The sequence below is a fragment of the Oceanobacillus sp. FSL W7-1309 genome (genome assembly GCF_038002145.1).
GTDB lineage: Bacteria > Bacillota > Bacilli > Bacillales > Amphibacillaceae > Oceanobacillus > Oceanobacillus profundus.
Genome location: NZ_JBBOBX010000002.1, coordinates 972,024 through 984,103 on the forward strand (window position 1 = coordinate 972,024; position 12,080 = coordinate 984,103).

Annotated in this window: 11 protein-coding genes; 1 reads left to right on the forward strand and 10 read right to left on the reverse strand. The window is 38.1% G+C overall.

What is annotated here, in order from left to right:
- Positions 1–9: 9 nt before the first annotated feature.
- From hemB to hemA, 5 genes are all read right to left on the reverse strand, one after another.
- Positions 10–996: a porphobilinogen synthase gene (hemB, locus tag NST46_RS17555; protein WP_095307201.1), complete on the reverse strand. Its 987-nt coding sequence runs from the start codon at positions 994–996 to the stop codon at positions 10–12.
- A 6-nt stretch (positions 997–1,002) separates the two neighbouring features.
- Positions 1,003–1,758 (reverse strand): uroporphyrinogen-III synthase, encoded by a 756-nt coding sequence (locus NST46_RS17560; protein ID WP_303447370.1) that lies wholly within the window; start codon positions 1,756–1,758, stop codon positions 1,003–1,005.
- On the reverse strand, positions 1,758–2,687 hold the full coding sequence (gene hemC / locus NST46_RS17565; RefSeq protein ID WP_095307203.1) for a hydroxymethylbilane synthase: 930 nt from the start codon (positions 2,685–2,687) through the stop codon (positions 1,758–1,760). The genes NST46_RS17560 and hemC overlap by 1 nt, the downstream gene beginning before the upstream one ends.
- A gap of 31 nt (positions 2,688–2,718) precedes the next feature.
- A complete protein-coding gene (locus NST46_RS17570) occupies positions 2,719–3,528 on the reverse strand; it encodes a cytochrome c biogenesis protein (RefSeq protein WP_303447372.1) in 810 nt (269 codons plus the stop codon).
- Between the two features lie 110 nt (positions 3,529–3,638).
- Positions 3,639–5,012, reverse strand: coding sequence for a glutamyl-tRNA reductase (gene hemA / locus NST46_RS17575; protein WP_303447374.1), 1,374 nt, complete (start codon positions 5,010–5,012; stop codon positions 3,639–3,641).
- A 498-nt stretch (positions 5,013–5,510) separates the two neighbouring features.
- Here hemA and NST46_RS17580 point away from each other — a divergent pair, with 498 nt between their 5' ends.
- Positions 5,511–5,996 (forward strand): LiaI-LiaF-like domain-containing protein, encoded by a 486-nt coding sequence (locus tag NST46_RS17580; RefSeq protein WP_285844516.1) that lies wholly within the window; start codon positions 5,511–5,513, stop codon positions 5,994–5,996.
- A 34-nt stretch (positions 5,997–6,030) separates the two neighbouring features.
- Here NST46_RS17580 and NST46_RS17585 read toward each other — a convergent pair whose 3' ends face one another.
- From NST46_RS17585 to lon, 5 genes are all read right to left on the reverse strand, one after another.
- The gene (locus tag NST46_RS17585) at positions 6,031–6,771 is read right to left on the reverse strand and encodes an amino acid ABC transporter ATP-binding protein (protein WP_303447375.1); all 741 of its coding nucleotides are present in this window, start codon (positions 6,769–6,771) and stop codon (positions 6,031–6,033) included.
- Positions 6,772–6,788: 17 nt separating this feature from the next.
- On the reverse strand, positions 6,789–7,451 hold the full coding sequence (locus tag NST46_RS17590) for an amino acid ABC transporter permease (protein WP_303447376.1): 663 nt from the start codon (positions 7,449–7,451) through the stop codon (positions 6,789–6,791).
- A gap of 61 nt (positions 7,452–7,512) precedes the next feature.
- Positions 7,513–8,322, reverse strand: coding sequence for a transporter substrate-binding domain-containing protein (locus NST46_RS17595; protein WP_187393139.1), 810 nt, complete (start codon positions 8,320–8,322; stop codon positions 7,513–7,515).
- 513 nt (positions 8,323–8,835) lie between these two features.
- Positions 8,836–9,423, reverse strand: coding sequence for a ribosome biogenesis GTP-binding protein YihA/YsxC (yihA, locus tag NST46_RS17600; protein WP_303447378.1), 588 nt, complete (start codon positions 9,421–9,423; stop codon positions 8,836–8,838).
- Positions 9,410–11,740, reverse strand: a complete 2,331-nt coding sequence (lon, locus tag NST46_RS17605) for an endopeptidase La (protein WP_341137525.1) — start codon at positions 11,738–11,740, stop codon at positions 9,410–9,412. The genes yihA and lon overlap by 14 nt, the downstream gene beginning before the upstream one ends.
- Between the last annotated feature and the right edge of the window lie 340 nt (positions 11,741–12,080).

Below are 12,080 nucleotides of genomic sequence, written 5' to 3' on the forward strand. Positions count from 1 at the left end.
CCGCCTCCTCTAGTTATCTTCTTTAAGCCATTTCGCAACATCTTTTGCAAAATAGGTAATAATTAAATCTGCTCCGGCACGCTTCATGGATGTTAGCTTCTCCATTACTAATGCTTTCTCATCAATCCAGCCATTCTGAGCTGCAGCTTTGACCATGGAATATTCACCACTGACATTGTAAGCAACTACTGGCAAATTAAAATTGTCACGTACTTCGCGCACAATATCCAGGTATGACATAGCTGGTTTTACAATTAAGAAATCCGCACCTTCCGCGACATCTGATTCCGCTTCTCGAAGGGCTTCCAGTCGATTTGCTGGATCCATTTGATATGTTTTGCGATCACCAAATTGTGGTGTGCTGTCTGCCGCATCACGGAAAGGACCATAGTAAGCTGAAGCATATTTGACAGCATAGGACATAATCGGAATGTGTGAATAACCCGCTTCATCAAGCGCCTGTCGAATAACAGCTACAAATCCATCCATCATATTAGAAGGTGCGATAATATCGGCTCCCGCTTCTGCCTGTGAGACAGCTGTTTTTGCTAAAAGCTGCAAGGATTCATCGTTGTCGACGTCATGATTATGGATAACGCCACAATGACCATGTGAAGTATATTCACAAAGACATGTATCTGCAACAACAAGCAATTCTGGAAATTCCTTTTTAACTAGTCTTGTTGCCTGTTGAATGATACCATCTTCAGCAAAAGCTCCCGTTCCTATCTCATCCTTCTCTGATACTACGCCAAAGAATATTACTGAACGTATACCGAGTTCAAAAACTTCTTTTACCTCATCAAGCAGCAAATCAAAAGAAAGCTGATAAACTCCAGGCATGGAAGGAACTTCGCTCTTAATATTTTCACCTTCAATAACAAAAATCGGGTAAATAAAATCCTCTGTTCTCAGATGGTGTTCGCGCACCATCGAACGCATCGCATTTGAAGAGCGTAACCGTCGATGACGTTTAAAATTGATTGATTGTGACATCGTAATCTATCCTTTCTTTATGTAGTTACATATCGTTTCCAGCATCGCTTCAATTGTAAATTCCTTAGGCGGTGTGATAGATTGGATTCCGAGTTCAGTCGCACGCTGCTCGGTTGTTGTTCCAATACAAATATAGTTTTTCTTTGGAATCGTATCAACCATTTTGACAAACGCCTCAACTGTTGAAGGACTTGTAAAAGTAATAAAATCGATCAAGTCTTCCGTTAACAGTTCGTTTAATCGACCTTTCATTGCATAATTATATCCTGTTTCATAAACCTCCAACAAAACATGTGGCACGTTGTGCTTTGTAAATTCCACTGGAAGCGTATCACGCGAAAGATTCCCTCGAACCAGCAAAATTTTCCCCGCCTTAGGGAACTGCTGCAGAAACTCCTCTGCCATTGCCTCAGCATGATATGTTGTCGGAATAAACTCCGCTTGATAGCCATATTTTTTAAGTGCTAAATCTGTCTTATGACCAACAGCAGCTAATCGTTGCCCTTGAAGCTGTTTCATATTATATTTCTTCGCAAGGGTAAAAAAACAATGGACCCCATTTGCACTTGTAAAAAAAATCCACTTGAATTCACCCATTTTGGAAAAGATGTGCTGGGATGCTTCTGTATCTTTACATGAAATCGCAAGCAAAGGAACCTCAATCGGTATACCACCAAGCTCTCGTACCTTTTTCGAGAATTCTTTTGCTTGGCTTGCTTCTCTCGTTATTAGAATTTTGCTTTCATGTAAGGTTTGCTCCATTACTTGTCGAGCTCCTCTTTTACGCGATTTACAATTTCCTTAGCACCCTGGCTGATTAAAGCCTCCGCAGCTTCTTTTCCAACAGCTTTCGGATCTGTTCCTCGCACCGTTTCTTTTAAAATCGTTTTACCGTCTGGTGTTCCTACGAGTGCTGTTAATATGACTTCATCTTCTTCCAGGTAGGCATAGCCTCCAATAGGCACTTGACAGCCACCCTCGAGTAAATGTAGAAACGTTCGTTCAGCAGTAACCGTTCTCGTTGTCAAATCATCATTAATAGCTTGCAGGATTCCCTGAATCTCTTCGTCATCTGCTCGACTTTCAATTGCGAGCGCCCCTTGTCCAACAGCTGGAACAACGATTTCCGGATCAAGGTATTCTGTAATCAACTCTTCACTTAAACCAACACGTTTCAATCCAGATACAGCAAGAATAATCGCGTCATAGTCTTCTTCGTTCAGTTTGCGAAGTCTCGTTTCAATATTTCCGCGGATCCACTTGATCGAAATATCTGGACGCTCTGCAAGAATTTGGGCTGAGCGACGTAAGCTACTTGTACCTATTATGGCGCCTTTTGGTAGATCAGTTAGCTTCACATTGTTTTTAGAAATAAAAGCATCTCGATGATCTTCTCTTATCGGGATTGATGAAATCATTAAGCCTTCCGGTAACTCTGATGGCATGTCCTTCATGCTATGTACTGCTAAATCAATTTCTTTATCATACATAGCTTGCTCAATCTCTTTGACAAAAAGACCCTTTCCACCTACTTTGGATAATGTTACATCCAAAATTCGATCACCTTTTGTAACAATTTCCTTGATTTCAAATTCATTTTTAACACCAGCTGCCTTCAACTGATCAATCACCCATTTTGTCTGTGTTAAAGCTAAATTACTTTTTCTTGAACCAACGATAATTTTCCGCATTCGTTGTGTACCTCCTTAACATACTTGTTCTTTAAAAGTGAAAATTCGATAACGTGCTGAATAGAAAGAAATTCACTAACAATATTAAAAATGCTCCAGTATTGTAGGTTGCTAACGGCTTTCCAACATATCCTACAACGAGGCGCAAAACCAAATATCCGACATACACAATTAGAACAAGCAGTGAGCCAATTGTTTTCATGTCAAACCAATAAAATTCAGAGGCAGAAAAATAAGCCCAAACTACCCCTAAAATAATCGCAATTAATAATAGCGGTACCCCAATCGAGATGGCTATAAAACTATAACGATCCAATTGCTTCAAATCTCCTAATTGCCACATCCATTTTAACCCTTTTTTCCTTTTTAGGAAACGATATTGAATTAAATACATAATAGAGAGTAAAAATGCAACCGTAAAGAAACCATAGGAAACAATTGCAAGCGTAATATGTGCAATTAATATTTCATGGACAAATTGAATCGAGTCATTCAATTGGTTATGCGTGGTGCTCGCAGCAAAATATAATAATAATATAAAAAAGCCGAATACTTGAATGAAAAACACAATAAACCGGATTTTGAAAAGCTTATTGATGATTATGGATAGTGTAATCAATACCCAAGAATAGAAAAATAGACTATCCACTAGATTCGTAACAGGAAAGCCTTTCTCACCAAATACTTCATAAAAGAAAAAAACGGTTTGCAATAACCAAACCATACAAATCAACCAGAAAGCAATTTTATTTGCTTTCCGGTTGTGATGTATAAAATCGATAAAAAAACCAATTAAACTAAGGCTAAATAGAATCAAAATTATTTCGTAGATCCACTTCATCTCATGTAATAATCCTTTCTGCGAAGATAGAATTGTTTATAATTTTGAAGGATTAACGTCCACGAAGCATAAAATCCCTATACAACCGCCAGAACGATTGCTATGATTTTCTACGCCGTTGTAAACTTATTTTGAGCCGAAAAGGAGGACTTCTCTTCTTTTGATATTAACTCCATTGTTTCATTTTTTTTTGCCTGTTTTTCAAATTCTGCTTTTACTTCTTCTTCAATACCAAAAATATCGATGAATAACTGTAAGGACTGATCGGCATTATCGGTTCCTGCAAGCTCTTTCGCCTGTGTTACAGGTTCTTTCAGCAGCTGATTAATAATACTTTTTGTATGCTTGCTGATTACTTTCTTTTCTCTCACCGTCAAATCCGGGATTTTTCTTTCGATACTTTTCATTGTTTCAGATTGAATAGATAGCGCCTTTTGACGTAGAGCCGAAATAACCGGAACAACACCAAGCGTTTTCAGCCATTCCTTGAACAGCACGATTTCTTCTTCCATCAAAATTTCAATTTGTTCTGCAGCTGCTTTTCTTGTTTCTAAATTTTCATCCACTATATGATTTAAATTATCAATGTCATATAAAAAGACATTGTCTAAATTGCTAATGTCTGGATCAATATCTCTAGGTACAGCAATGTCCACAAGGAACAAAGCTTTTCCCTTACGCTTTTTCTGAATTGGTTCAAGCATGTCTTTCGTTAGTACGATTGAATCTGACCCTGTAGAACTAATTAAAATATCCGCTTCTTGGATAACAGGTAATAAATTATCCATACTCTCTGCTTTGGCTTGGAATTTCGCAGCTAAGTCTTTAGCGTTTGCTAATGTACGATTAATAACAGTTATTTTAGTTGCTCCAGACCCTTGCAGGTTCTTAGCGGCAAGTTCGCCCATTTTACCGGCTCCAAGAATAGCTACGTGCTTATTTTGTAAGTCTCCAAATATTTTTTTAGCCAGTTCGACAGCAGCATAACTAATGGAGACTGCATGTTCACCGATTGCCGTTTCTTTATGAGCGCGTTTCCCAAAAGTGATTGCCTGTTTAAATAATTCATTAAATACAGTTCCAGTTGCTTTCATTTCTTGTGATGTTAAAAATGCCTGTTTCACTTGACCGAGAATTTGGGTTTCTCCCAGTACCATCGAATCAAGACCTGTAGTTACACGGAAAAGATGCTCCATGGCGCCATCATCTTCCGTTATCCGTAAATAGGAGGAGAATTCTTCCTTATCAAGATGGAACCAATCAGCCAAAAATTGTTTAATATAGTAACGGCCAGTATGCAATTGATCAACAACCGCATATATTTCTGTACGGTTACATGTCGAAACGATCACATTTTCCAGAATGCTTTTTCGTTTTTTTAATTCAGTCATCGCCTCGTGAAGCGATTGCTCTGAAAATGTAAGCTTTTCCCTAACTTCTACAGGGGCTGTTTTATAATTGAAGCCAACTTTTAAAATATGCAATTTGTCTACCCCCAAAATAATTTACACGGTTTAAATCCTAGTTCAAAAAGGAGGATAAAAAAGACCGAGAAGTTCGAAGCGGCGTAGCTTCCCGTAACGGGCTTCCACAGGATGTGGTGACTTCTGTGTTGTCCACAGGACGTGGACGGTTTTAACAGAAGTTCATTGAATATCCCTTAATACGTGAGGAACGGAAAAGTAAGCCAACGAAGAAATTCGATGTGTCATTTTTACCGGACTTGTTGAATTTCCTTAATAAACGATTGTATATGCTATATAATAACTCACCTACCATTATAACATGCATTCCCTTTTCCATTTTCTGAAATTGTGAACAGAAAAGGAAACAATATGTTAGTATAGAAAGGTATTAAAGAAATGTTTCTTTCAAAATATAGCATTAAAATAGTTTCTACATAATAATTATTATAACTAGTGTGTACTTTACCATACTGCACACAGATAATCAAGAATTCAACACAGGTGTAGAGGGGTTTTATGAAAGTGAAAAAACAACATTCATTGCTTGCTTATTTACTAATTGGTATCGGGATTTATTTTCTGCTTCGCGAATTAAAAATACCTATCTTAACAAATTTTTATTCATGGCAAACCTTACTTATTATTATAGGTCTTGCATTATTGATTCATGGATACAGCTCAAAATATTACCAAAATTTACTGGCAGGTACAATTGTACTTGGAATTGGCATTCATTTACATGGTGTCCAGCACTATTCCTTTTGGATTGATCATTGGGCTGTTTACATACTGATTGTCGGGATTGCCTTTCTTGTCCGATTTATTAAAACAAAGAAAGGGTTATTTACTGGTCTAATTCTTATCACGCTAGCTGTATTTTTAATTTTTTCTGTCAATCTACCAATCTATTTTGATTGGCTGTATACTGTTATCGATTTATTGGAACGCTTTTGGCCAGTACTCCTAATTATAATCGGCTTTTTCTTATTAAAACGTAAATAAAAAATCCCGGGGATTGAAGAGACCCCGGGATTTTTTACAATACAGAACTCAGAAAATCCCGAGTTCGCTGTTCTTTCGGCTTATTAAAAATTTCATCTGGATGACCATACTCTACAATTCTTCCTTCATGCATATATACCAACCAATCCGCAACTTCACGAGCGAACCCCATTTCATGTGTCACCACAACCATCGTCATGCCCTCTTCTGCCAATCCCTTCATCGTTGCAAGCACTTCATTGACAAGCTCTGGGTCAAGCGCTGAAGTTGGTTCATCAAAAAGCATCACATCGGGATTCATCGCTAACGCACGTGCAATGGCTACACGCTGTTTTTGCCCACCGGATAATTTAGATGGATACACATCATATTTATCTCCTAGTCCGACCTTATCAAGCAATATCTTTCCTTCTTTTATTGCTTCGCTTTTTTTCACACCTTTAACTTGTGTCGGTGCTTCAATTACGTTTTCAAGCACTGTCATATGAGGAAATAAATTAAAATGCTGGAATACCATCCCAACTTTTTGCCTGATTTTATTTAAGTCATGTGATTTTTTTTCAATTTGTTCTCCATCAATAGTAATACTTCCGCTATTTTTTATTTCTAAAAAGTTAAGGCAGCGCAGCAACGTACTCTTACCAGAACCACTAGCTCCAATTAATACAACAACATCGCTTTCTTTTACAGTTAGATCGATATCCTTTAAAACATGCAGTTCACCAAATGACTTGTTTAACTGCTCTACACGAATCATTTCTCTTTCTTCACTCATTTAGGTTCCCCTCTTTCTTAATCACTAACTGCTAATCGTTTTTCGATCTTATTCACGATAAACGTCAATACAAGTACGATTAGTAAATAATAAACGGCTACCGTCATGTAGTAAGGCAAATAGTCAAAGGTGTTCGAGCCCATTGTGCTTGCTACACCAAATAAATCTTGCATGCCAATAAAGGAAACTAAGGATGAATCCTTAATTCCAATAATAAATTGATTTCCCAATGATGGAACCGCTCTTCGGAATGCCTGGGGCAAAATAATTCGTTTCATCGTCAAACCTTTATTCATCCCAAGTGATAAACCTGCTTCTCGCTGACCTTTATCTATTGATTGGATGGCTCCGCGAATAATCTCCGCAATATAAGCTCCACTATGAAAAGCTAATCCTGCAGCACCAGCCCAGAACATCGGAATTAATAAAATATCTGTTAAACCATAATATAGGATAAAAATTTGTACGATTAATGGTGTTCCACGAACAATCCATATGTAAGCGTCGGCAATCCATTCAAAAATTTTTATGTTTGATATTTTAAGCAATGCTACAAATAATCCAATAACGATGGCAATTAATAAGGATACAACAGATAGCTTCACCGTAATCCATAAACCATCGAGAAATACATCATAACTACCAATGAAAACTTCAAAAAAATGCAGTATGTCTTCCAAGTGCTTCAACTCCCCTTTAGATAAGAATGTGCGCATGCTCGGATGCGCACATTCACATGTTTTATTCTTCTATCTCAGGCTCTTCGGTAATGTCACCGCCAATCCATTCTTCAGATAAGGCGGCAAGCTCGCCGCTTTCTCTCATCTCCTCAAGGGCCTCATTTACAGCTTCAAGCAATGCAGTGTTATCCTTTTTTACCGCTACTGCTTGCTCGGCGACATCAAGCTGAAATTTCCCTTCAATTTCTAATCCTGCATCAATGGCTGTAAATCCTGTCACATCATCCGTGATTACGGCATCGTGATGACCACTTGCTAACGATTGAAGAGCAACTACATCGCTATCTACTTGAGGTATGCTTGAAGTATATTGCTCTGCCACTTCAAGATATGTTGTACCTCTGGCCACAGAAATCTCTTTTCCTTCTAAGTCGTCTTCTGTCTGTATATTACTATCAGGCCTAGTATAAATAACCGGTCCGGAATAGTAATAAGGCTCAGAGAAATTTACCTGCTGCAAACGTTCTTCTGTTATTGTATGACTTGCAACTGCGATATCATAACGACCTTCCGTTACTCCAGTAACAATGCCTGAAAATTTTGCCCGCTGCGGATTCGGCTCAAGGCCAAGTTTTTCAGCGATCGCTTCTCCAACAGCTACATCATAACCAACCATATCACTGCCTTCCATATAGCTAAATGGTTTGAATTCACCAGAAGCTGCAAATGTTAACTTGCCATCTTCAACTAAATTATATGCAGCACCATCACCAGCTGCATTTGAATCTCCATTAGCAGATTCGCTATTTCCACAAGCTGCTAGTAAGATCATAGATACCATCAAAAATAACGCAATTTTCAGTTTTTTCACCTTTCTCCACATCCCCTTTTTCATTTAAATAACAGCTATCATCTCTGATCTGTAAGTTGAAATAGTATCAGCCACCACCATTCCACTTTTACCATGTATTAAAGTATAGCAATAATTGAAATAGCACACGAACTGGCTATAATACGATATCCATCAGTATATGTACATTTACAGATCCTACTGCATAATAACTCCCTTCAGCATACATATACCCATCTTTTCTAAAATATACTCCTGTTTTCTAAAAAATCTTTCTAATCAAGAAGTTTTCAGGACTGTCACTAATATGTGGTTGGCAATTCGAGAATGTGCAACAGAATGTTAATATTCTGTGATCGGTTACTAGGTGTGAGATGCGTTACCAAGGTTGAGGCAATAAGATCTGGATAAAATACGATTGTTTATTTCCTAAATCTGATCGATAATATGACAAAGATCATGAACAATACAGTTCTAGGCTGAACGACAAAAAACCTTGTCAGAGATTGATCCCAGACAAGGTATTTTTTTTCATTAGTTTTTCAAATAATGGGTAATGACAGACCATGATTCGTCCTTCCCTTCACCTGTTTCAGCTGAAAATGGAATGACAATATCATCTGGTGCTACTTCGAATGTTTGTTTTGTTCGTTTTACATGCTGTGCTCGTTTATTCTTTGGTATTTTATCAAGCTTCGTTGCGATGATAATTACTGGAAGCTCATGATATTTAAGAAAATTATACATTTGCAAATCATCTTTTGTTGGTTCATGACGAAGGTCGGTGACAAGGATAGCGGCTTTTAATGTTTCTCTTGTCGTAAAGTACTCCTCCATCATACCTCCCCATTTTTCACGTTCCTTTTTTGAAACCTTCGCATAACCATAGCCCGGTACATCCACGAAATAAAAGGCTTCATTAATCTTATAAAAATTTAAAGTTTGTGTCTTCCCCGGCTTTGATGAAGTACGGGCTAAATTTTTCCGATTAATTAGCTTGTTTATAAATGACGATTTCCCTACATTTGAGCGTCCTGCTAATGCTATTTCTGGTAGCATATCACCTGGATATTGCTTCTTGCTAACGGCACTAATGACGATTTCGGCGTTAGTTACTTTCATTTTTCTCCTCCACGAGTGCGTGCTCAAGTACTTGATCAAGGTGATTCACCGTGATAAAAGTTAAGTCATTTCGAACACTTTCTGGTATATTTTCTATATCTTTTTCATTTTCTTCTGGGATAATCAAGGTTGTTAATCCAGCTCGATGTGCACTCAATGATTTCTCTTTTAAACCTCCAATTGGCAACACACGTCCACGGAGTGTAATTTCCCCAGTCATCCCTACTTCTTTCCTAATTGCCCTGCCTGTTAAAGATGATACAAGAGCTGTTGCTATTGTTATTCCAGCAGACGGTCCATCCTTTGGCGTTGCGCCTGCTGGTACGTGAATATGAATATCATATTTCTCGTAAAAGTTGGACTCTATATTAAATTCCTTTGTTCTGGAACGTACATAGCTAAATGCAGCTTGGGCAGATTCTTGCATTACGCCGCCCAATTTCCCTGTGAGCGTTAATTTGCCTTTACCAGGATAATGGGTTACTTCAATGGAAAGAATATCACCACCTGCAGATGTATATGCTAAGCCTGTTGCTGTTCCTACTTGATCCTCTTGCTCCATTAGGCCATAGCGAAAAACTGGCTTCCCTAGTAAATCTTCCAGGCTTTTTTCGGTTACAATTACTTTTTCCTTTTCCTTGGAAATAATAATTTTGGCTGCTTTTCTGCATAGTTTTGCCAGCTGTCTTTCTAACCCACGAACTCCAGCTTCTCTTGTATATCTGCGAATCAGCTTAAGAATTGCGTTTTCCCGGATTTGTAAATTAGCTTTTTTCAATCCATTTTCCTTCAATTGCTTTGGCAGTATATGCTGTTTTGCAATATGCAGCTTCTCTACCTCCGTATAACCCGCAATGGAGATAAGCTCCATACGATCCAATAAGGGACCAGGTATACTGTTTACGTTATTTGCAGTAGCAATAAAAAGCACATTAGATAAGTCATAGTTTTCTTCAATAAAATGGTCACTGAACGAACTATTTTGTTCTGGATCCAACACCTCAAGCATCGCGGAAGACGGGTCCCCGCGAAAATCATTTGACATTTTATCGATTTCATCCAGTAAGAATACTGGATTAACCGTTCCAGCTTTCTTCATTCCTTGAATAATACGACCCGGCATTGCTCCAATATAGGTTCTGCGATGTCCGCGTATCTCTGCTTCGTCCCGAACTCCTCCTAATGAAATACGTACGAAATTTCGATTAATCGCCTTGGAGATTGATTTTGCTAAAGAAGTTTTTCCTACTCCCGGAGGTCCTACAAGGCAAAGTATCGGTCCTTTTATTGTATTGGTTAGCTTTTGTACAGCTAAATACTCTAAAATTCGTTCCTTTACTTTTTCGAGACCATAATGATCATGATTTAACACTTTCTCTGCACGTTTAATTTCAATTGTATCTTGTGTTTTTTTTGTCCAAGGTAAGAGAATTAGCCATTCCAAGTAATTACGAATAACAGAGCTTTCAGCAGAACTTTGTGGTACTTTTTCATATCTTCCTAACTCTTTTAAAGCAACCTTCAAGATATGCTCCGGCATATCGGAGTTTTCAATCTTCTCCCTTAATTGATCTACTTCACTCGTTTTGCCGTCTTTATCGCCAAGCTCCTTTTGAATCGCTTTTAGTTGTTCACGAAGATAATATTCCTTTTGTGTTTTTTCCATGGAGTTTTTTACACGTTGTCCAATTTTCTTTTCTAAATCCAAAACCTTTTTTTCGTTGGAGATAACTTTAATGAGATGCTTCATTCGAACAGCCACATTTATCATCTCTAAAATTTGCTGTTTGTCCTTTATTTTCAACGTTAAATGAGATGCGACGAGATCTGCGAGTCTACCTGGTTCCTCGATATCAGAAACCGTTGCATAGGTCTCATCTGTTAACTTCCTGGAAAGCTTTATGTATTGCTTAAATTGCTCAAGCAGGGAACGCATTAACGCTTCTTCTTCATGCTTTTCGCCATGCGTTTCCTCCAAATTTTCGATTTCAACTAAAAATTCATCTTGAGATTCCGTATATCGGAGAATTTCTCCACGCGAAATTCCCTCAACAAGCACACGCATCGTACCATTTGGAAGCTTTAACATCTGTTTTACTTTTGCCAATGTACCAACATTAAAAATATCGCTTGGTTCCGGATCATCTAAGCTCACTTTTTTCTGGGTTGCCAGGAAAATATGCTGATTGTCCATCATTGCCTTTTCCAATGCAGCAATCGATTTATCTCTACCTACGTCCAAGTGTAGAACCATTGATGGAAACACGAGTAGTCCACGTAAAGGAAGGAGGGGGACTTGAATGTTTTCTTTCGTCATTATTTGTACCTCCATAAAATATGTATTTAATTAGTTATCTTAAACCATTCGTGTTAAAAAATTCATTATGTATTTCTTCAGTTTATAGAAAAATCTTCCTATTGTAAATGGTTTCATTTCTAAATCTGTATTCTATTTATTTCAACGTTATTTACAGGCAATAAAACAAGAATACAAAGGTTATCGTAACTCCCGGAACAGCCACATCCAGCTTCAGCGCCCAACGACTAGCGAGACTTCCCTCACCTCCGTACGATAAGTCAACATCGACTCCCTACGGTCGCCGTGTTTCCTTTATCTCCTACGGCTCAGTCCAGTCCGTAAGTCGCTAACCGGACGC

Bases quoted from the DNA above. Each gene is read 5' to 3' on its own strand.
- lon (WP_341137525.1), bottom strand. From the start codon at position 11,740: ATGACGAAAGAAAACATTCAAGTCCCCCTCCTTCCTTTACGTGGACTA.
- NST46_RS17585 (WP_303447375.1), bottom strand. From the start codon at position 6,771: ATGAGTGAAGAAAGAGAAATGATTCGTGTAGAGCAGTTAAACAAGTCA.
- hemB (WP_095307201.1), bottom strand. From the start codon at position 996: ATGTCACAATCAATCAATTTTAAACGTCATCGACGGTTACGCTCTTCA.
- NST46_RS17560 (WP_303447370.1), bottom strand. From the start codon at position 1,758: ATGGAGCAAACCTTACATGAAAGCAAAATTCTAATAACGAGAGAAGCA.
- NST46_RS17570 (WP_303447372.1), bottom strand. From the start codon at position 3,528: ATGAAGTGGATCTACGAAATAATTTTGATTCTATTTAGCCTTAGTTTA.
- hemC (WP_095307203.1), bottom strand. From the start codon at position 2,687: ATGCGGAAAATTATCGTTGGTTCAAGAAAAAGTAATTTAGCTTTAACA.
- NST46_RS17580 (WP_285844516.1), top strand. From the start codon at position 5,511: ATGAAAGTGAAAAAACAACATTCATTGCTTGCTTATTTACTAATTGGT.
- yihA (WP_303447378.1), bottom strand. From the start codon at position 9,423: ATGAAAGTAACTAACGCCGAAATCGTCATTAGTGCCGTTAGCAAGAAG.